16 protein-coding genes and 1 pseudogene are annotated in these 20,196 nt (G+C 67.1%); 4 read left to right on the top strand and 13 right to left on the bottom strand.

Going from position 1 to position 20,196, the window contains the following annotated elements; genetic code table 11:
* Positions 1 to 72: 72 nt before the first annotated feature.
* The 13 genes and pseudogenes from AZG88_RS29120 to AZG88_RS29060 all read right to left on the bottom strand — a co-directional run bounded on the left by AZG88_RS29120 (position 73) and on the right by AZG88_RS29060 (position 14,655).
* A complete protein-coding gene (locus tag AZG88_RS29120; RefSeq protein ID WP_025431997.1) occupies positions 73 to 1,101 on the bottom strand; it encodes a substrate-binding domain-containing protein in 1,029 nt (342 codons plus the stop codon).
* Positions 1,102 to 1,248: 147 nt separating this feature from the next.
* The gene (locus AZG88_RS29115) at positions 1,249 to 2,229 is read right to left on the bottom strand and encodes a Gfo/Idh/MocA family protein (protein ID WP_061699875.1); all 981 of its coding nucleotides are present in this window, start codon (positions 2,227 to 2,229) and stop codon (positions 1,249 to 1,251) included.
* Positions 2,226 to 3,089 (bottom strand): sugar phosphate isomerase/epimerase family protein, encoded by an 864-nt coding sequence (locus AZG88_RS29110; RefSeq protein WP_061699874.1) that lies wholly within the window; start codon positions 3,087 to 3,089, stop codon positions 2,226 to 2,228. The genes AZG88_RS29115 and AZG88_RS29110 overlap by 4 nt, the downstream gene beginning before the upstream one ends.
* Positions 3,086 to 4,093 carry a Gfo/Idh/MocA family protein gene (locus AZG88_RS29105; RefSeq protein ID WP_061043283.1) on the bottom strand — a complete coding sequence of 336 codons (1,008 nt, stop codon included), beginning with the start codon at positions 4,091 to 4,093 and terminating at the stop codon, positions 3,086 to 3,088. The genes AZG88_RS29110 and AZG88_RS29105 overlap by 4 nt, the downstream gene beginning before the upstream one ends.
* Positions 4,093 to 4,872: an SDR family oxidoreductase gene (locus tag AZG88_RS29100; protein WP_197487958.1), complete on the bottom strand. Its 780-nt coding sequence runs from the start codon at positions 4,870 to 4,872 to the stop codon at positions 4,093 to 4,095. The genes AZG88_RS29105 and AZG88_RS29100 overlap by 1 nt, the downstream gene beginning before the upstream one ends.
* 462 nt (positions 4,873 to 5,334) lie before the next feature.
* Positions 5,335 to 6,234 (bottom strand): sugar phosphate isomerase/epimerase family protein, encoded by a 900-nt coding sequence (locus AZG88_RS29095; protein ID WP_061699872.1) that lies wholly within the window; start codon positions 6,232 to 6,234, stop codon positions 5,335 to 5,337.
* A 134-nt stretch (positions 6,235 to 6,368) separates the two neighbouring features.
* A pseudogene (locus AZG88_RS29090) lies at positions 6,369 to 7,157 on the bottom strand (ATP-binding protein); the annotation flags it as partial.
* A gap of 54 nt (positions 7,158 to 7,211) precedes the next feature.
* Entirely contained in the window at positions 7,212 to 8,204 is a 993-nt protein-coding gene (locus AZG88_RS29085) for a Gfo/Idh/MocA family protein (RefSeq protein ID WP_005243493.1), read from the bottom strand.
* Positions 8,201 to 9,133 carry an NAD(P)-dependent oxidoreductase gene (locus AZG88_RS29080; RefSeq protein WP_005243492.1) on the bottom strand — a complete coding sequence of 311 codons (933 nt, stop codon included), beginning with the start codon at positions 9,131 to 9,133 and terminating at the stop codon, positions 8,201 to 8,203. Before AZG88_RS29080 ends, AZG88_RS29085 begins: the two co-directional genes overlap by 4 nt.
* Positions 9,134 to 9,172: 39 nt before the next feature.
* Positions 9,173 to 10,387: a Gfo/Idh/MocA family protein gene (locus AZG88_RS29075; protein ID WP_061699870.1), complete on the bottom strand. Its 1,215-nt coding sequence runs from the start codon at positions 10,385 to 10,387 to the stop codon at positions 9,173 to 9,175.
* Between the two features lie 55 nt (positions 10,388 to 10,442).
* On the bottom strand, positions 10,443 to 11,228 hold the full coding sequence (locus AZG88_RS29070) for an HpcH/HpaI aldolase family protein (RefSeq protein WP_061699869.1): 786 nt from the start codon (positions 11,226 to 11,228) through the stop codon (positions 10,443 to 10,445).
* Positions 11,225 to 13,201 (bottom strand): 3D-(3,5/4)-trihydroxycyclohexane-1,2-dione acylhydrolase (decyclizing), encoded by a 1,977-nt coding sequence (gene iolD / locus AZG88_RS29065; protein ID WP_231914248.1) that lies wholly within the window; start codon positions 13,199 to 13,201, stop codon positions 11,225 to 11,227. The genes AZG88_RS29070 and iolD overlap by 4 nt, the downstream gene beginning before the upstream one ends.
* 23 nt (positions 13,202 to 13,224) lie before the next feature.
* Complete coding sequence (locus AZG88_RS29060; RefSeq protein ID WP_025432003.1) at positions 13,225 to 14,655, bottom strand: aldehyde dehydrogenase family protein; 1,431 nt, start codon at positions 14,653 to 14,655, stop codon at positions 13,225 to 13,227.
* 794 nt (positions 14,656 to 15,449) lie between these two features.
* Between AZG88_RS29060 and AZG88_RS29055 the strand changes: the two genes are divergently transcribed.
* The 4 genes from AZG88_RS29055 to AZG88_RS29040 all read left to right on the top strand — a co-directional run.
* Positions 15,450 to 16,154 carry a FadR/GntR family transcriptional regulator gene (locus AZG88_RS29055; protein WP_005243485.1) on the top strand — a complete coding sequence of 235 codons (705 nt, stop codon included), beginning with the start codon at positions 15,450 to 15,452 and terminating at the stop codon, positions 16,152 to 16,154.
* Between the two features lie 336 nt (positions 16,155 to 16,490).
* A complete protein-coding gene (locus tag AZG88_RS29050; protein ID WP_226955686.1) occupies positions 16,491 to 17,537 on the top strand; it encodes a sugar ABC transporter substrate-binding protein in 1,047 nt (348 codons plus the stop codon).
* A gap of 33 nt (positions 17,538 to 17,570) precedes the next feature.
* Complete coding sequence (locus tag AZG88_RS29045) at positions 17,571 to 19,121, top strand: sugar ABC transporter ATP-binding protein (protein ID WP_231914247.1); 1,551 nt, start codon at positions 17,571 to 17,573, stop codon at positions 19,119 to 19,121.
* A 28-nt stretch (positions 19,122 to 19,149) separates the two neighbouring features.
* A partial coding sequence (locus AZG88_RS29040) for an ABC transporter permease (protein ID WP_063886909.1) occupies positions 19,150 to 20,196 on the top strand: 1,047 nt, incomplete at its 3' end.

The raw sequence follows: 20,196 nt of genomic DNA, 5'->3' as shown, positions 1-20,196 counted from the left end.
TGTGTGGACATGACTTTCCTTCCGTTACGCCGACGGTGCCCGGCACGCGCGGTGGTGTGCCGGGCACCGTGCTCAGCGGGTTCCGGCCTTGGCGTACTCGGCGATCGAGTCGATGTTGGACTGGTCGATGAAGGCGGGACCGGTCAGTGTCGGCATCCCACCTCCGATGGTGTTGCGGTTGTTCAGGTACAGCCACAGCGCGTCCACCGCGAGATACCCCTGCAGGAACGGCTGCTGGTCGATCGCCCACTGCACGTCCCCGGCCTTGATCGCATCCACGAGGGCGGCGTTGGTGTCGAAGGTGACGATCGTCGCGGAACTGGCGGCGTTGGCCTTGGACTGGATGGCCGTCAACGCGATCGGCGCACCCAACGCGACAACGTGATCGATCGAGGGGTCCTGCTGCAGCTTCGCGGTGATCGTCGCCTCGACCGACGGCAGGTCCTTGCTGTTGACGTTGAGGATCTCGGTCTGCCCCTTGAACCCCTCGATGACGCCGGCACACCGTGTCTCGAGTGCAATTTGCCCTTGCTCCTGGATGATGCACAGCGCCTTCTTGGCACCGTCGGCGGTCAGACGCTGCCCGGCCGAGATGCCGGCGAGCTTCTCGTCCTGACCGAAGTACTGGGCCACGCCCTGGGCCTTGTACTGGTCCATCCCCCCATTGAAGGCGACCACCGGGGTGCCTGTGTCGACGGCCGCTCGAACCGCCGGCGCCATCGCATCCGGCTTGGCGAGGGTGACGGCGATACCGTCGACCTTGCTGTCGACGGCACTCTGGACCAGGTTGGCCTGGTTCGGAGCCTCGGGGTCCGCGGAGTAGCGCAGTTCGATGTTGTCTTTCGCGGCCGCGGTTTCGGCGCCCTTGCGGATCAGGTCCCAGAAGGTGTCGCCCGGAACCTCATGTGTGATCATCGCAATGGTCGCGCGGGGGGTGTCCGCGGTGCCCGAGGCCATGCCATTGCCGGTTGCCTCGGGCTTGCCGCCCGTGCTCGAGCATCCCGCGAGGAGCACGGCTGTGGTGATGCCCAACGCCAGGGTGGTCACCCGGCGAGTGCGCTTGCCTGTGAACGGGACGGGCCGGCCGTCGTGTGTATCCATGTGGTTGGCCTTTCGGAAGCCGCAACCATGCAGGCATGGAGAAGCAGCGAGGGAGGGTGAAGAGGAGTGAAACGCAGAGGGAGTGGAGGCCCCGCCGGGCCGGAGGTTGGAAGTCGGTTCCTCACGGCCCGGCGGGGAGAATGTGACCTACCGCAGGGGCAGGCCGGCGGCGCGGTACGTGGAGTCGATGAGCTCCATGGTGGTGACCGCGTCGTCGACGTCGATCGGGAACGCGGTCCCGTCGGCGAGGTGCTGAGCGAATACGTCGAGCTGGTAGGTGTACGTCGACCGGGTTCCGAGGTGTTCGACCGTGGTCCCGGCGTCGGTCGTGATGGTGATCCGGTCGTCGCCGGACTGCAGCGCGTAATCGTGTGCGAAGGCCTCGCCCCGATCTCCGACTACGCGCAGGGTCATCTCGAACCGCTCCGCGGTCATCGCGTTGATGCTCGAACCTGTTGCGCCGCTAGGGAATACCAATTCTATTTCACAGGACTCGTCGACTCCGGGATCGCGTTCGACGGCGCGGGCCGCAACGACAGTGGGTTCGCCGCCGGCGAACCGGCCCAACTGCCGGTGCACGTGCAGGCCGTAGCAGCCGAGATCCATCACCGCACCGCCCGCGAGGTCGAAGCTCCACCGCGGATCGTCCGGCTTGGGTTCGGGCATCCGCATGATCACCTCGACCCGCTGCAGGACTCCGAGGGTGCCATCCCCGAGCAGGGCGAACATCCGCCCGATGATCGGGTGGAACAGGTAGTGGAACCCTTCCATGATCGGCACATTCCGCTCGCGTGCGGCGTTCCGAACCAGCTCGGCTTCGGCGGCGTTGCGAGCGAACGGCTTCTCTGTCAGGACCGCCTTTCCCGCCGCGATCGCCTTCAGATTCCACTCGGCGTGGAACGCATTGGCGAGGGGGTTGTAGATCACGTCGACCTCGGGGGCGGCGATCAGATCCGCGTACGAGTCGACGACCCGTTCGACCCCGTGCGTCCGCGCGAAGGCCTCCGCGCGGCCGCGGTCGCGGGCGGCGACCGCGACCAGCCGGTGCCCCAGAATCTGGGCGGGCTTCACGATCGCCAACTCCGCGATCCGCGAGGCGCCGAGGACGCCGATCCGCAGCTGGGTCACAGCTGCAGACTCCGCAGGAACGCGGCGCTGGTCTCGACGTCCGCGACCGGTCCCTTGCCCTCGGGCTCGCCGGCGAGGATGGTGTCCTGCTCGAGGGTGAACCAGCCGTCGAAACCGGAGGCGACGAGGTGGCGGACCACGCCTTCGACATCGACGTCACCGGTGCCGAGTGGGGTGTACATACCCTGGGCGACGGCCTGCGTGTAACTCAGCTCACCGGCCTGCACGCGGGCGGCGTACTCGGCGTCGATGTCCTTCAGATGCGTGTGGGTGATCCGGTCCGCGGCGGCGCGAGCCAGTTCGAGCGGATCGGTGCCGCCGATGAGCAGATGCCCGGTGTCCAGGCACAGCGGGATCGAGGAGCCATCGAGGACCCGCTGGACCTCGGCATTCTTCTCGATCATGGTGCCCACGTGCGGGTGCAGGACGGCGCGGATGCCCTGCTCGGCGGCGACCCGGTGGAGACGATCGAGGTTGCCGAGCAGCGTCTTCCATCCGGCGTCGTCGAGGTCCGGGCGAGAGTCGTAGCCGTCGGTCCCGGTGATCGCGGCCAGCACCAGCACCTCGGCGCCGGCGGCCGTGAACGCGGCCAGAGTGCCGGTGATGTCGGGGACCGGGTCGTGGCTGGAGTCGTGCAGCAGCACCGGGGTGAAGCCGCCGACCGCCTTCAGGTCGTAGGAGGCCAGCGTCGCCGCCAGCTCCTGCGGGTCGGCGGGCAGAAAGCCTTCGGGGCCGATCTCGGCGGCTTCCAGACCGGCGTCGCGCATCTCCGAGAGCACGCGCTCGGGACCGAGCTGGTGACCCCAGCCCGGGACTTCACAGACACCCCACGAAATAGGTGCTCCTGCAATACGAATCATCGTCGAACCTCACTCATCTGTACGGGTCGGTGCTGGGAGAGGGAAAGCGTGGCCGCCTCGGCGATCCAGGCCACCTCGAGGGCGTCGGCGGCGGTGCACGGCGAGGGCGCGGTGCCGGCGATCACCTCGAGGAACGCGCCGAGTTCGGCGCGGTAGGCGGCGGTGAAGCGGTCCATGAAGAATCGGTGCGGCGGTCCGTCGGGGAAGGTGACACCGGGTTCGAGGTTGCGGACCGGCGCGCTGGCATCCCAGCCGGCGACAACGCTGTCCTGCGACCCGTGGACCTCGAGCCGGCAGTCGTAGCCGCGGGCGTTGTAGCGGGTGTTCGACACCACGCCGAGAGCTCCGTTCTCGAACGTCAACGTTGTGGTGGCGGTGTCGACGTCACCGCAGTCGGCAAAGATGGCATCGCCCTGGTTGGTGCCGGCGGCGTACACCTCGACGACTTCCTGGCCCACCACCCAGCGGACGATGTCGAAGTCGTGGACGCTGCAGTCGCGGAAGATCCCACCGGAAGCGGCCACATAGTCGGCCGGGGGCGGCGCGGGGTCGAGGGTGGTCGAGCGCACGGTGTGCAGCCAGCCGAGTTCCCCGCCGACGACGGCGTTGCGGGCGGCGACGAAGGCGGGATCGAACCGGCGGTTGTAGCCGATCTGGACCGGCACCGTCGACGTCTTCAGCCGCTCGACGACCTGGTAGCTCTCGTCGGCGGTGAACGCGACGGGCTTCTCGCAGAACACCGGGATCCCGGCCTCCACGGCGGCCAGGATCAGCGGCGCATGCGCCGGGGTCGCGGCTGCGATCACCACTCCGTCCACTCCGGAGGTGAAGACGGCAGCGGCGTTCTCGACTGCTTTGGCGCCGAACTTGGCGGCGACAGTCGCGGTGACGTCGGGACGCTCGTCGGTGACTACCAGTCCGTCGACTCCCGGCAGCTGGGCGAGAGTGTCAGTGTGGAATGCGCCGATCCGGCCGAGGCCGATCACGCCGATAGTTGATCCCATCAGTCCTGTCCTCCAATGACGGTCTGGTCCCAGTCGATCACCGAGCCGGTGACGACGCCGCTGCGCTCCGAGAGCAGAAACACCACCATGTCGGCGATCTCGTCGACCTGCCCGAGCTTGCCCATCGGCACCTTCGCCGCGGCTTCGGTCGCCCAGTTGTCGTCGGCGCCGTGGAAGCGTTGCTGGGTGGCCGTCTCGCCCTCGGTCTCGGTCCAGCCGATGTCGAGGCCGTTGATCCGGATCCGGTCGAAGCGGTGCGCGTAGGCCGCGTTGCGGGTGAGCCCTGCCAGTCCGGCCTTCGCCGCCACGTACGGGGCCAGGTAGGACTGCCCGCCGTGCTCGGCGATGGAGATGATGTTGACGATCGTCCCCGGTGCCTTACGTTCGACCATGTCCGCCACGGCGGCTTGCATGGTGAAGAACGGTGCGCGCAGGTTGACCGCCATGTGCTGGTCGAACAACTCGGGTGTCGTATCCAGGAGGGTGCCGCGGGTGGTCAGACCCGCGGCGTTGCACAGCGCATCGATGCGGCCGAATTCCTCGATGGTCCGGGTCACCGAATCACGGGCCTCGGTCGCGTCGGAGATGTCGGCCTGGACGAAGCGAACTTGTGCTCCGGTCGCTTCGAGTTCGGCGGCGAGGGCTTTGCCGGCCTCGGCCCGGCGTCCGGTGAAGACCACCTGGGCCCTTTCGCGGGCCGCTGCCCGCACGACGCCGGCGCCGACGCCCTGCGTCCCTCCACTGATCAGAACGACTTTCCCGTTCAACAGGGTGGCCACTGTATTCCTTTCGATCTTGCGGCCCTCCGACATCGGTGCCGGAGGATCGGTCGGCAGACGGAACCATCTCTCGGTTCGCTGACACATCCCCACTTGCGGGCGTGTTGTGGATCGGAGTCGTGGCCGTGTGCCCTTGTTAGTCTTGCTGTGACGCACGCCTCAATCAAGTCTGTTTTTACATCATTTTCACCTCAAGGCGGGGTATTCGGCCTGGGCCGGCGCTCGAATCGAGTCGGGGGCATCTCTGGGAAGAGAACCCGCCGATTCACCAGCATCGGAGTCGTGTTCGACGGTGTCCGGCTGTGTTCGGGCGGGGTGTGATCGGCAGGCTACTCACAGCAGATGCTGGACGAGGGCGCCTCGTTGACGAGGTGTCGGTCATCGCGCTGTGCCCGTATACGGCGGATCGCCGGTCGGCCACCTCGGAGGTGGCCGACCGGCGATCAGGTGCTGATTCGGCTGTTAGTGTTCGTCCCTGGGTCCCGCAGCCTGGTCGGCGATCTCGAAGCAGTGCAGAACTCCGTCGCGTGCCCGGGTGAGGGCGTCGGTGATGGGCAGTTGCCGAAATTCTTGTGACATGTGCTCGACACCCCACGCCCCGTCGAAGCCGATGCGGCGGACTGCGTTGATGAACTTCGGAACGTTGAATTCGCCTTCCCCGCAGGGAACCCTGTTGTCGAAGGTGTCCTCGAGATCGGTTCCCCGCACGGTGGACCAGCCGTCGTCGAGTTCGACACCGAACACGAACTGCACCGGCACGAGCTGCGGCAGAGTGTCGTAGTCCGTGCCACCGCGGAATGCGTGCCAGATGTCGAGGATCAACCCGCCATTGGGGTTGGCGACGTCCTTGACGAACTGTGCAGCCTGCTCGGTGGTCTTGACGTGGTGGGAGAACGGGGTGTTCTCGAAGGCGATCTTCACCCCTGCCGCGGCACCGTCGGAAGCCAGGGCGTCGAACTGCTCGCACAGCACGTCCCGGGAGACGGGGGCGCCGTCGTCGTCCGCGCCGACTTTGATGTTGTCGACCCCGAGGATGGGGGCTGCTTCGAACAGATCCCGACGGACCTGGTCGGAGACCGCGCGGGCTTCGCCGGTGGTCCACCAGTTGGTGATCCACTCCAGCTGAACATGATGAATTCCGTTGTCGGCCAGCATCTTCGCGACCTCACCGAGTCCTACTGTTTCTCGGGCGGCGACCAGGTCGGGGCGGGTCAATCCAAACCCGGTGTAACCGGTTTGCGCGACGGCCTCTATGCGCTCGCGGATCGGGACCGGACTGCGGTCCGAGCCTCGCGCCGGCATCACGTCTCCGGCTGAAGTCCAACATGCGGCCAGAAGTTCCGGCCCCGGTGAGTTGTTCATGCCTCGTACCCTTCAGTGGTTGTCTCGATCGTAGAACGCAGATGTATCCGGCGGTGTGGCCTCACTCCGGGGCCTCCTCGGTGGCGACGACGGCGAGGAGGTCGCCGCCCTCGACCTGCTGGACCGATCCGATGGAACGCCACCGCGTCCGCGCAGATCTTCGCCCGCAACTCTTCCGACAGGTTCGGGGCCGGCGCGAGCTCGATCACCTTCTGGTGACGGCGCTGCAGCGAGCAGTCCCGCTCGAACAGGTGGATGACGTTGCCCTGACCATCGGCCAGGATCTGAACCTCGATGTGACGCGGGTCGACGACGGCCTGCTCGAGGAACACCGTCGGGTCACCGAACGCCGACTCGGCCTCACGGGCGGCGGCCTCGATGGACTCCTCGAGCTGCGCCGGCTCGGCGACCCGCCGCATGCCGCGGCCACCGCCGCCGGCGACGGCCTTCACGAACAGCGGGAACTGCATGGTCTCGGCCGCGGCCAGCAACTCGTCCACATCGGCGGACGGCTCCGACGACGCCAGCACCGGCAGACCGGCCGCCTTCGCCGCGGCGATCGCGCGCGCCTTGTTGCCGGTGAGCTCGAGCACCTCGGCGGACGGACCCACGAACGTGATGCCCGCCTCGGCGCACGCGGCGGCGAGATCCGGGTTCTCGGAAAGGAAGCCGTAGCCGGGGTAGATGGCGTCGGCGCCTGCCTGCTTGGCCGCGGAGACGATCTCGTCGACGGAGAGGTACGCCCGAACCGGGTGTCCCTCCTCGCCGATCTGATAACTCTCATCGGCCTTCAGACGGTGGATCGAGTTCCGATCCTCGTACGGGAACACCGCGACCGTTCCAGCACCTAGTTCGTAGGCGGCACGGAAAGCGCGGATCGCAATTTCGCCACGGTTGGCGACCAATACCTTCGAAAATGTCACTGCGCTCGCTCTATCTCTTCTCGGGGATGCACAACTGATGGGATCGAGCAGTGATCAGTGGTAGTCGACCTTGGTGGTGGCACCGTCGTTGTTCATCGAATCGATCAGGGCGGCGGCCACCTGGGTGGCCCGCAAACCGTCGCGTGCCGACGCCAGCGGGGACGCCACCTGTGCGTCGAGGGCGTCGACCCAGGCCTGCAGTTGGCGCCGGTAGGCGTCGGCGAACAGTGGGCGCCAGTCCGCCGGATACGTCGCCGCCGAATGCAGCGACGAGTCGACCGTCAGGGCGTGGCTCGGTGCCAGACTCACGGCACCGGTTTCGCCGACTACTTCGCAGCGCACGTCGTAGCCGTATCGGGCATTGACGAACACATCCACCACCGTCAGCACACCGTCGGCGGTGCGCAGCATCAGCACCTGCGGGTCGTGACGTGAGGTGTCCAACGAGGTGGGCTTCGGTGCATGCCAGCTGACTTCGACGATATCGGACCCGAGAAGCCAACGGGTGATGTCGATTTCATGGATCGCTGAATTGGTGATGGTGCTTGCCGAGTCGCCACCCGGGTACGACGTCACATTGCGGTGGGAGCTGCGCACCAGCAGCGGGGCCCCGACGGAACCGGACCGAATCTCCTGCACCAGGGCCTGGTACGGGGCGTGGAACCGTCGCATGAAACCCACCGACACCAGCGGATTAGCCAGTGCCAGAGACTCTTCGCGGGCGACCAGGTCGACGCATTCGGCGAGCGTCGGGGCCAGCGGCTTCTCACACAGCACCGGCTTGCGGTGATCGAGGCACAGCGCCACCTGCTCGGCGTGGGCGGAGTCGTGGGACGCGATCACCACCGCGTCGATGTCCGGGGCGGTGATCAACTCGGTCGCGGTCGCGACGGTACGCGCCGACACCTCCTGCGCGACCGCGTCCGCACGGGCCGCGTCGAAATCGGTCACCACCGTCACCTGCGCACCCGACACCGACCGAGCGAGGGTCCGGGCGTGATCGGCGCCCATCACCCCGACACCGATCACCCCTACCCGCACGCTCACGACGCTGCCACCGCGGCCGGCGCCCGCCCGTCGAGGACCGCGACCGCGCCTTCGACTGCGGCGCGAATGGTCAACGCCATCGCCCGATCGGTGAAACCCATCAGGTGCGGGCTCAACACGGTATTGGCGTGGTCGAACACCGGGTGATACGCGGGCGGTTCGGGATCGAATACGTCGAGACCGAGCCCGGCGAGGTGCCCGGACTGCATCGCCGCGTGCGCGGCGTCGAGGTCGATCAGCGCGCCGCGACTGCAGTTGACCAGGATGCTGCCCGCCCGCATCCCGGCCAGCCGCGTGGAGTCGATCAGATGATGATTCTCGGCAGTGAGCGGCAGGTGCAGGGTGACGAAGTCACTTGCTTCGAGAAGTTCGTCGATACCGGCGCACCGATACTGCTCGGGCACGTCGGCGAACGGATCGTACGCCCGCACCTGCAGGTCGAACGCCTCGGCGATCTGGGCGACCTTGCGGCCGATCCGCCCGAAGCCGACGACGCCGAGGGTGGCGCCCTCGAGGTCACCAACCGTGACTGCACCCCGATCGTTCCACCGCCCGCCCCGGACCAGGCCGGTCAGCGTGGGAAGTCTCTTGACCAGTGACAGCAAGTGCGCGAACACCCCTTCGGCGACCGACACCGTGTTGCTGCCCGGGGTGATCACCACCGGGATGCCGCGCCGCTGTGCTTCGGCGACGTCGACGAGGTCGGTTCCGACACCGGTACGGGCGAGGACCTTCAGCGCCGGCATGCGGTCGAGCACCGCGGCGTCGACGGTGAACGCCGCCCGCACGATCGCGGCCTCGGCGACGGCCAACTGTTCTTCGGTCGGGTCGAGGACCAGCTGTTGATTCTCAGCCAGATACGGGTCGACGAGTTCCCGGTCGAGTGGGCCCAAGCCGACGAACAGTTGAGTCGAGGTGGTCGTAGTCATCGCAGTCCTTGCAGGTGTCGAGAGGTGCGGGGCGGGGGATCAGGCCGTGCGGGAGGCGGTGGTGCCGGCGATGTCGTCGAGCTTCTGCCACTGCCCGCTTGCGGCGGAGACCTCGGCGGCGGTGACGATCGCCGCTGCGGAGACGGCGTCGTGGACGTTCGAGTTCTCCTGCGGTCCACCGGATACCGCGATCAGGAACTTCTTGGCCTCGATGGTCTTGAGGTCGTCGAAGCCGAGTGCATTGCCGGGTCCGGGCTGGAAGCGGGAGTAGTCGCCGTGCTGCGGGCTGGCGTTGACCGTGGTGTAGCCCTGTTCGGCGTTCGCGCGGCCCAGGCACACCTTCAGCTCGTTCATCCGCTCGAAGTCCCACTTGACGGACCCTTCGGTGCCGTAGACCTCGATCTGGTATCCGCACTCGGGGCCCACGATCACCCGGGACGCCTCGATGGTGCCCACCGCGCCCGATCCCGGTCCCTCGGATCCGAATCGCACCAACGCCGCGGCGTAGTCCTCGTTCTCGACCGGCCCCATGTCCCCGTTTTCGATGACCGCGAAGTGAGTTCCCGATCCCATCTCCAGCTTCGGGCGTTCGGTGTAGACGGTGCTGGTGAGCGCGTTGATTTCCGCGATCGGGCCGACCACGTACTGGCACAGGTCGCTGGCGTGGCTGAACAGGTCCGCCAACACGCCGGAGCCGGCGAGTTCACGGTCGAACCGCCACGACAGCGCGCCATTGGGCTCGTTCGCGTAGCCGGAGAAGAAGGAGGCGCGCACGTTGGTGATGCGGCCGAGCCTGCCGTCGGCGATCAGCTTCCGGGCGTGCTCGACGGCCGGGGCGTGCCGGTAGTTGTAACCGATCGAGGTGATCACCCCGGCCTCGGTGGCGGCGTCCTCGATCGCGGCGGTCTCGGAATAGCTACGCCCGACCGGCTTTTCGATCCAGAAGTGCTTGCCGGCCTTCGCCGCGGCGATACCGATTTCGGCGTGCAGGAAGTTCGGTGCACAGATGGACACGACGTCGACGTCGGGGTGCGCGAGGACCTCACGATAGTCGGTGGTGCCCTGGGCGAAACCCAGGACGTTCTGAGCGAAATCGACGCGGCTGGGTGCGGTGTCGGCGGCGATCACCAGCTTCGGGGTGATCCCGAGCTCGGGGTAGACGATCGGGACGTCGCGGTAGGCGCGCGAATGCAGCTGTCCCATCCAGCCGACGCTGATCAGGCCGACGCCCACGGTGCGTGCGTTCGTGCTCACGGTGTTACCTCTTTCGGTTCTGCCCCAGTGGGCTAGGTGGTTCTGCCCGAGTGGGCTAGGCGGTCTGCTCGGGCCGGGCGGTGGCGAAGGCCTCGGTCAGGGCGGCGGCGAGCATGGTCGAGTCGGAGCCGATGGCCACGAAGCGGAATCCCAGTTCGACGTAGCCGGCGGCCAGCGCTGCGTTCGCGGCGAGAATGCCGGCCGTCTTGCCGTGCTGGTGGGCGGCCTCGAGGACCCGGCCGAGCGCGGCGGTGAACACCGGGCTGTCGAACTGCAGGGGCACCCCGAGGGCGAAGGACAGGTCCAACGGTCCGACGAAGAGCACGTCGACCCCGTCCTGTGCGGCGATCTCGTCGACGGCGTCGAGGGAGGCGAGGGTCTCGATCTGGATGACGCCCAGTGCGGACTGCGCGTCCGTCAGCAGCGGGGAGCGGTCCATGCCCCACCGGCAGGAGCGGTTGTAGGTGGCGACCCCGCGGTCTCCGTGCGGCGGGTACGCCAGATGCGTGACCGCGTCGGCGACCTGGTCGGGCTTGTCCAGGCGCGGGACCATGATCCCGGCCGCGCCCTGGTCGAGGGCCCGGCCGATCCGGATCCGTTCACCGGATTCGATCCGCACGACGGTCGGAACGCCGTAGCTGCCGGCGGCGAGGATGCCGTCGCGCAATACGTCCTCGGATCCGGACCCGTGTTCGAGGTCGATGAGGATCCAGTCGGCGCCGGCGGCGGCGCACACCTCGGCTGCGGTCGAGGACGCCATGCCGACGAAGGTGCCGACGGTGGTCTCCCCGTCGGCCAATCGCTGACGGAGCGTGCCCTTGTCGAGTGGAGTGTTGCTCATCCGAACCACCTCTGCCGTCCCACGGCGTTGTCGTAGTCTGCGCGCAGGGTCTGAACCCATTCCTGATCGGACACCTCGGCGGGTGCGACGTCCCACCACACGTCCCCACCGGGCAGGTCCACGTGCGGCACCGTCGGCACCACGATCACGACCGGACCGGACGCGGTCCGGGTCTCGTCGAGGGCGGTGCGCAACTCGTCGGCGGTGGTGGCGCGGATGGCCCGCGCGCCCAGTCCTTCGGCGATCTGCCGCAGGTCGACTTTCAGGTAGTCGCCCTCGAGGCGTGCCTTCTCGCCGGTCTCGGCGATGATGTCACCGTCGGTGCGGTAGCGGAACTCGTTGCCGAATTCGCGGCCGTTGCGGTTCATCTGCAACCGGTGGATGACCTGGTAGCCGTGGTTCTCGGACACCACGATGGTCACGTCCAGGCCCTCCTGGGCGGCGGTGACCAGCTCGGTGGGTGCCATCAGGAACGTGCCGTCGCCGATGAAGGTGACGATTCGCTGTCCCCGGTTGCCCTCGGCGAGACGCACACCCATCGCGGCCGGGATCTCGTACCCCATGCAGGAGAACCCGAATTCGAGGTGGCAGTGCCGATTCCCGGTCGCGTCCCAGACCTTCTGCAGGTCGCCGGGCGGGCCACCGGCCGCGGCAATGATCGTGTCGCCGCCGCGGGCGTGTTCCTGCAGCAGCCCGATCAGCTGCGGCTGGGTGAGCACGGCGCCGGTGACCGGGGCGTGCGGGTGCTCGGCCGGGACGAACGCGGTGTCGGGGTCGAGAGCGGCCGCCCGGATCGGGGCCCAGTCCGCCTTCGCCGTCCGCGCGGTGTCCTGCCAGGCGGTGCTGGTGGTGTGCCCGGCGAGCGCGGTGGTCAAGGCCTCGAGTCCGAGGCGGGCGTCGGCGAGGATTCCGGTGGCCCCCTGCTTGCGGGTGTCGCCGTCGACGACGTTGAGGGAGGCGAACCGGACGTTCTCGTTCTCGAAGATCGACTGCGATCCGGTGACGAAGTCGGTCAGCCGGGTCCCGACGCTGAGCACGAGGTCGGCCTGTTTGACCAGGATGTTGGAGGCGAAGTTGCCCTCGAGTCCGACACCGCCGAGCTGCCACCACTCGTCGCGGCTGACCGCGCCCTTGCCGCCGAACGATTCGACGACCGGGATACCGGCCTGCTCGGCGAGCCGCTCGAGTGCCGCGGTCGCGTCGGAGTAGTGCACGCCGCCGCCGGCAATGATCACCGGACGCGCCGCCTCGCGGATCTGGGCGGCGACCGCGTCGACCTCCGCGGGGTCGGGCAGCGGGCGGCGGATCGTCCAGTCGCGGGGTTCGAAGAACTCGACCGGGAAGTCGAACGCGTGGGACTGAATGTCCTGCGGCAGCGAGAGTACGACAGCGCCGGTATCGGTGGGGCTGGTCAGCACCCGCATGGCCTGGGGGAGCGCGGTCAGCAACTGTTCCGGGCGGGTGATGCGGTCGAAGAACCGCGCGACCGGGCGGAACGTGTCGTTGACGGTGAGGTCGGCTTCGCTGGCATGCTCGAGTTGCTGGAGCACCGGTCCCTGATGGCGGGTGGCGTAGGTGTCACCGGGCAGCAGCAGCAACGGAAGCCGGTTGATCGTCGCCAACCCGGCGGCAGTGACCAGGTTCAGCGCACCCGGACCGATGGACGCGGTCACCGCGAGGGTGGCGCGGCGGCGGCTGGCCTTGGCATAGGCCGTGGCGATGTGCGCCAGGTACTGCTCATGCCGACCCTGGATGAACGGCAGGTCATCGGACAGTTCGTCGAGGGCCTGTCCGAGGCCGGCGACGTTGCCGTGACCGAAGATGCCCAGTGCGGCGGGGATCAGGCGGCGCCGGTTGCCGTCGGCGACCGAGTATTGCGCGGCGAGGTATTTCACGACCGCCTGGGCCGTGGTCAGCCGGACTGTCTTGTGTGTGCTCAGTGGTGTCATGTCGTCGTTTTCTGTGAGTGCCACGAATGTGTGTGAGCGGGAGACGGTTACCAGGGACGGCCGTGCAGGATGATGGTCTTTTCCTCGGTCATTTCCTCGACCGCGGACCGGACACCTTCCTTGCCGATGCCGCTGCCCTTGAGACCGCCGTACGGCATCAGGTCGGCGCGCCAGAGCGGCGTCCAGTTGATGTGGATGTTGCCGGCGTCGATCTGGCGCATCGCCCGAGTCGTCGCGCTGACGTCGGAGGTGAACAGTCCGGCGCCCAGGCCGTAGTCGTTGTCGTTGGCGAGGGCGATCGCGGATTCGATGTCGGGGGCGGAGGAGACGGCGACTGCGGGGCCGAACAATTCGTCGCGGCTGAACGGGGAGGTCGGGTCGACGCCGGCAACGACGGTGGGGGAGACGACGGCGCCGTCCCGGTCACCGCCGGTGAGGACCTTCGCACCGGCCAGAGCGGCCTCGGCGATGGCCGAATGCACTCGTGTCGCTTCGGTTTCCGAGATCAGTGAACCGAGCTTGGTGTCGGCGTTCGCGGGATCGCCGACGACGATGTCTTCGACCTTCGGGACCAGGGCGTCGAGGAAGTCGGCCTCCACACGTTCGTCGACGATCACGCGTTGCACGCTGATGCACACCTGACCGGCATTGATGTAGCCGCCGGCAGCGACCGCCGAGGCGGCGAGTTCGATGTCGGCGTCGGGGAGCACGATCACCGGGCAGGACGCGCCCAACTCCAAGGACAGCTTCTTGATTCCCGCGATGGAGGCCAACCTGGTGCCGGTCTGCGTGGAACCGGTGAACGACACCTTGCGCACCCGGGGGTCGGTGACCAGGACGTCACCGAGCGCGGAGCCCGGTCCGGTGAGCACCGACAGCGCTTCGGGCGCCAGGCCGGCGTCGACGAAGCACTCGGCGAGCTTCAGTGCGGTCAGCGGGGTGGTGCGGGCCGGCTTGAGTACCACCGCATTACCCGCGGCGAGTGCGGGAGCGATCTTGTGCAACACCAGCAGTGCCGGGTAGTTGAACGGGGTGATCGCCACGACGATGCCGCAGGGCTGGCGCAGGGTGAAGCCGACCTTCTCGAGGCCGGTGCCCGGGTTCGCGTCGAGCGGCAACGACGAGCCGTAGAGCTGGCTGCCTTCGAAGGCTGCAAGTCGGATGATGCTGCCCGACCGGCCCGCCTCACCCCGGGCTTCGCTGATCGGCTTGCCGGTCTCCGCGCTGATGGTCTGCGCGATGTCCTCGGCGCGCTGATCGGCCAGATCCGCAGCACGCATCAGAATCGCCGCTCGTTCGTGCGCGGGCATCGACCGCAACACCCGCGCCCCGACCTCGGCTCGATCGAGGGCCGCGGCGGCATCGGCGGCGGAGGCGACCGGCACCGTGTCGACCGCATGACCGTCGAACGGTGACCGGACGGTCTCCGTGCGGCCGTCTGCGGCGCCGCGCCATTCACCGGCGAGCAACATATCCATGTCAGGACTCCATACGTCGAGTTCGTCGTCACCCCTGCATGTGCCGAGGGGACATTGATTGCAAGTGAAACGTCTGTTGCCGAACCGGGCAGCGCACCAGCAGGACTGGTGGTGGCTATTCGGTTGGGAATCGAAAGGTCTGTGTCGATGGCAGTTCCGGACCCGCCGTGACTTGTATGAGGCTGGGCGTCGGCGACGCCCGGTTATCCGGTCAACGCGCGTGCTGTGACCGGTCGAGAGGGCTTCGTCGGCGCCGTTCCCTCGAGGGGAACGAACTGGGGCGCACGGGGGACCCGACTCGAACATCCCGTGCCTGTGAAGCGTTGCTCTTGCTCATGCAGCCAGTCTTGCTGTGATGCATGCCTCAATCAAGACGAAAAACCCATCAAATATCCCTCATTGCAGCTCATGGATGGGTGTGAGCGCTCGGGCGTAAAGCCGGCGGGAGGGGTAGCGGACGTGCGGCCGCCCGCGGGCCGTCACCGCTCACCGATCTCAGGTGAGTCCCCGTGCGAAGTATCCCGGCTGGACGATTCACCAGCCGTTTCGTCGAGAGTCGTCGTATCAAGCCGGGGTGAGGGGTGGGGGCCTGACGTTGCCCTCCATGGGCGCCGGGCTCAACGCGCTCGTGGGGCGATCGACCTCAATCATCATACAAAGGTCGACCTGCCTCCATCGGCACAAAGAGCGGAAAGGCGTATATCTGCTGGTTCTACCCGTGAATCGAGACGAAAAGTACGAAGAATCCCTGACGTGAGCTTGACCACACGCAATCTTTGTCATACATTTCTTTCATGTCGGAAACCACTCGCTCGAAGCAGCGCCTCTCTGATGTCGTCGCTCAGACCCTTCAGGACGAAATCCTGGGTCTTGCCGTCGGCGACCGGCTTCCGACGGAGGCCGAACTGGCCGAGCGTTTCGAGGTCAGCCGGACGGTGGTTCGGGAGGCGACGAGACTGCTCGTTCAGCGTGGCCTGGTCACGGTGAGCCCGGGGCGCGGGATGGCCGTGGCGGCGGTGGACGGCAGTGTGATCGCCGAACAGTACGGTCTTCTGCTCCGGCTCAGTGAGGGCTCCTTCGAACAGCTGATGGAGCTCAGGCTCGTTCTGGAACTCGAAATGGCCGCTCTTGCTGCCGCTCGGCGCACCGACGACCACCTGGCCGAGCTGACGCGACTCAATGAGCGTTTGAAGGCGGCGGACCCGTCGACATCGGAGTTCCTGGACGCGGACCTGGCATTTCACGAGCAGATCGCGCAGGCGAGCGGGAACCCCTTCTTCCTCCTTGTCATGAGGCCGGTCAACGACTACCTCAGCGACTCCTACAGCGCCGGCGCCGGATACCCGTCCGAGGCCGGCCACACCGTCCAGGAGCATCTCGAGATCGCCCAAGCGATCGCAGCAGGCGATCCAGCCCGGGCACGGTTCGCCGCGGAGAACCACCTCCGCCGAATCGTGCGCCACCGGGCCACGTTGACGTCCTCCCGTCAGAGGGAATGACCGACACCACGCGCTGACGGGGCGGATCGCCTCCTCCCGCCTTACCTACACGTACCCGATCACTCTGTGAAGTGATCGTGGCGGCCAAACATGCCTCGAAATCACCTTCCGGGGCGCTGCAGTGACCGCATATGCCTGCAGCACAAATCAACTCGTCCATTCTCGGTGACGCCGACGGGTGGTATACGCAGAAGGAACGACATGGCAATCGCACGGACCGCTTCGCAAAGGCGCGGAGTCGTAGTCGCCATCATTGGCGTGATTCTCCTGCTGACGGGCTGCTCGACAGCACCTTCGGATCGATCGGCAGTCGACCCGGCCGCACGGGAGGCGGCGGTGGAGAAAGCACAAGGCGGCGCGGCCGAACTCCTCGACGCAGGAATGCACGACAACCAGTGGACGGGACCGGAAAACAGCCCGCCGCCCCGGCCAGGCCTCAGGATCACCCTCATCCCGGAGCAAATGGCCTCGACCGGGTCGAGTCGACCGGCGAAGGCCATCGAATCAGAGGTCAAAAAGCTCGGCTGGGTACCGAAGATCTCCGACGGCCAGGGCAAGCCGGAGGTTCAGCTCAACGCACTGAACACGGCTGTGGACGAGAAGGTCGATGCCGTCATCCTCATCTTCGTCGACACCACCCGCGTCCAGTCCGCGCTCCAGCGTGCCCTTGCGGCGGGCGTCAAGGTGGTCACCCTCGGATCGCTGAAGAACACCCCCGACACGGTCCCGGATGTGTCCTTCGACTGGGTGCGTGCCGGAGAGTCGGTCGCGCAGTACGCGGTGTGGAAGAGCGGCGGCGATCTGGGCATGCTGCAGATGCGCAACGCCGACCTGTACATCGTGGTCAACGGCCAGTACAAAGGCTCGCAGGACTACCTCGACACCCCGGGGAACTGCCCGGGATGCGACGTCGTCACCCAGGACTGGAGTCTGGCGACCTTCGAAGATCCGACGATCGGCCCCGCCGCACAAGCGGTGGCCACCAGACTGGCGAACCCCCAGCTCAACTGGGTCTCCTGCTTCGACTCCTGCCTCTTCCGCGTCAGCAACGGCCTCAACCGCGCAGGGTTCACCGACTCCGTTTCCGGCGCCGGCTTCGATTGCAACCCGGAGAACCTGGACATCATTCGCGCCGGCGGCGTGCAGAAGGTGTGCTTCGCCGACCCGCGAGAATGGTTGGCCTACGCGGCAATTGACAACGTCAACCGCATGACCAACGGCCTGCCCGCGTTCGACTTCACCGAATCCATCCCGGTCGCTTTGTTCGACAAGGACTCGCTGTCCCAGCTCCCGCCGGACCGGTCGGCCGAACTCGAAACCAAGGGATGGCAGGGCAACTTCGACTTCCGCGCGAAGTTCGAACAGCTGTGGGGGATCGGATAACACATGGTCACCGACCGAGAAACGAGAACCGCAATGACATCGAATGACTCGTCACCGGGTGTCGAAATAATCGGACTGTCAAAAGAATTCGGAGTCAACCGGGTTCTGGACGACGTGAATCTGGAATTTCGGCCGGGCTCGATCCACGCCCTGCTCGGCGCGAACGGATCCGGGAAGTCGACCCTGATCAAGCTGCTCGCCGGATACCACACCCCGACAACCGGAAGCATCCGCGTGCACGGGGAGGAACTGGCACTGCCCGCCGACCCCACGGTGCTGCACGACGCCGGGGTGCGCTTCGTCCACCAGGACCTCGGTCTGATCGAATCGATGTCGATCGCCGACAACCTGGCACTGGCCCTCGGTTACGAAAAGCGCGCCGCCACCATCGACTGGCGCCGCCAGCGCGCGACCTCGATCGCGGACCTGGCCGCGGTCGGACTCGACGACCTCGACCCCCGCACCCTGGTCGGTGCGCTCGGACCCGTACAGCAAACCCTCGTCGCGATGGCCCGCGCCCTGCGGGGACTGCAACCGGGGAAGGGTGTGCTCGTCCTCGACGAGCCCACGGCACGACTGCCCAACGCGCAGGTCGACGAACTGCTCAGCCGCTGCAGGCTGCTGCGCGATCAGGGCATCGCCCTGATCTACGTCTCACACCGCCTCGACGAGGTGTTCGCGATGGCCGACCGGGTCTCGGTGCTGCGTGATGGCCGACTCGTCTTCGACGACGTCATCGCCGCCACCGACGACCAGCACCTGACGCAGATCATCACCGGCGGGGCCGCCACGAGCGACGCCGCCGACATCCCGGCACCTGCCCGGCGGGCCGTCGAACCGGGAACGGCGCCGAAACTGTCGTTGCGAGGGGTATGCGGAACGTTCGTGCAGGATGTCGATCTCGACCTCCGGCCGGGAGAGGTGCTGGCGGTCACGGGTCTGGTCGGTTCCGGCCGCAGCGAACTCGGTCGACTGATCTTCGGGTCCCAGGCCATCACCGCCGGCGAGGTCCGGCTGCACGGCCGGCAGCTGCACCGGATCTCGCCGAAGCTCAGCATCGAACGCGGCATCGGATACGTCCCCCAGGACCGCAAGCAGAGCGCGATCCCGTCCTTCACGCTGGCGGACAACCTCTGCCTGGCGAGCCTGGACAAGCACATGAGCGGCGGCCGGTTGTCGAGCAGCAGCGAGCGGACGGTAACCGCGAGCGCGATCGAGCGCCTGGACGTACGCCCGGCCGACCCCGAACGTCTGCTCGGTGAGCTGTCCGGCGGAAACCAGCAGAAGATCGTCCTCGGCAAGTGGCTCGAACTCGACCTCGATGTCCTCATCCTGGACGAACCGACCTACGGCGTCGATGTCGGCGCCCGCAAGACGATCCTCGAGGCCGTCCTCGAACAGGTCGCCCGGCGTGAATTGTCTGTGCTGCTGCTGGACTCGGACATCGACTTGGTCGCCCGCTACGCCGACCGGGTGCTCGTGATGCGTCGTGGGCGTATCGCGACCGAACTCGTCGGCGCAGAGATCACCACCGAACGAATCGCCGCGGCGAGCTACGCGGTTCAGGACCTTTCCACGGCCTAGCGGCCATCATCGAATCTTGGAGTACACCATGACCGTTCAACGAGCGCCTGGTCGCCCGGCGGGAGCGTTCAAAAGGATTTTCACCGACTACGGAATCGTGATCGCCCTGATCGCGATTATCGGATTCTTCTCGGTGATGCGTCCCGATACCTTCCCGACCATCGCGAACTTCGGCTCGATCCTGCAGGCCAATGCGTCGATCATGTTCATCGCATTCGGGCTGATGCTCCCGCTGATCGTCGGTCACTTCGACCTGTCGGTCGCCGCCATGGCCGGGTTCGGTGGCGTCCTGGCCACCGGGCTGATGTCCAACGGCACCGTCTCGCAGTGGCCACTGGCGGTGCTGATCGTCGTCGTCGTGGCCGTCGTCGTCGGGCTGATCAACGGATTCCTCGTCGCCTACCTGAACCTGAACGCGCTTGTCGTCACCCTCGGCACGCAGTCCGTCCTCTTCGGTGCGATCCTGTGGTACTCGAAGGGCGCGGTCATCTACAGCGGTATCCCGCAGGCGTTCAAGGACCTGGGGCAGGACCGCCCCCTGGGGATCCCGCTGCCGTTCATCTTCGCCGTCGCCGTCGGCATCGTGCTCTGGTACGTGCTGTACTTCCGTCCGGTGGGCCGACGGCTCTACGCCATCGGCGGCAGCCGGGACGCCGCACGGTTGACCGGCATCAAGGTCGACCAGCTCACCGTCGGCGCGTTCGTCGGCGGCGCGGTCCTCGCGGCAATCGGAGGTGTCCTGCAGGTCGCCCAGGTCGGTTCGGCAGCACCGACGAGCGGCTCGGAATTCCTGCTCCCGGCCATCGCCGCCTGCTTCCTCGGTGAGACGTCGATCCGCCGCGGCTACTACAACGTCTGGGGAACCATGACCGCCGTCGTGCTCGTCGCGGCCGGCACCACCGGACTGTTCATGCTCGGCGCTCAAACCTGGGTGCAGCCGGTCTTCAACGGTGTCGTCCTGATCGGCGCGATCCTTGCGGCCAAGGTCGGCGTCCTCAAGACCCGGGCACGCAAAGCCCGCCCGCGCACCCCCACGGCCCCGCCCACGCCCACCGTGGCCGCGGCCGCGGCCGCG

This window comes from Rhodococcus sp. LB1, assembly GCF_001583455.1.
Taxonomy (GTDB): domain Bacteria; phylum Actinomycetota; class Actinomycetes; order Mycobacteriales; family Mycobacteriaceae; genus Rhodococcus_F; species Rhodococcus_F opacus.
Note: the sequence above shows the minus strand (reverse complement) of the source record. Positions and strands in the feature narration are given on the sequence as shown.

What these genes read in the sequence shown, in the direction of transcription:
- AZG88_RS29120 (WP_025431997.1), bottom strand. Translation starts at nt 1,101, where the DNA reads ATGGATACACACGACGGCCGGCCCGTCCCGTTCACAGGCAAGCGCACT.
- AZG88_RS29110 (WP_061699874.1), bottom strand. Translation starts at nt 3,089, where the DNA reads ATGATTCGTATTGCAGGAGCACCTATTTCGTGGGGTGTCTGTGAAGTC.
- AZG88_RS29105 (WP_061043283.1), bottom strand. Translation starts at nt 4,093, where the DNA reads ATGGGATCAACTATCGGCGTGATCGGCCTCGGCCGGATCGGCGCATTC.
- AZG88_RS29095 (WP_061699872.1), bottom strand. Translation starts at nt 6,234, where the DNA reads ATGAACAACTCACCGGGGCCGGAACTTCTGGCCGCATGTTGGACTTCA.
- AZG88_RS29080 (WP_005243492.1), bottom strand. Translation starts at nt 9,133, where the DNA reads ATGACTACGACCACCTCGACTCAACTGTTCGTCGGCTTGGGCCCACTC.
- AZG88_RS29070 (WP_061699869.1), bottom strand. Translation starts at nt 11,228, where the DNA reads ATGAGCAACACTCCACTCGACAAGGGCACGCTCCGTCAGCGATTGGCC.
- AZG88_RS29060 (WP_025432003.1), bottom strand. Translation starts at nt 14,655, where the DNA reads ATGGATATGTTGCTCGCCGGTGAATGGCGCGGCGCCGCAGACGGCCGC.
- AZG88_RS29055 (WP_005243485.1), top strand. Translation starts at nt 15,450, where the DNA reads ATGTCGGAAACCACTCGCTCGAAGCAGCGCCTCTCTGATGTCGTCGCT.
- AZG88_RS29045 (WP_231914247.1), top strand. Translation starts at nt 17,571, where the DNA reads ATGACATCGAATGACTCGTCACCGGGTGTCGAAATAATCGGACTGTCA.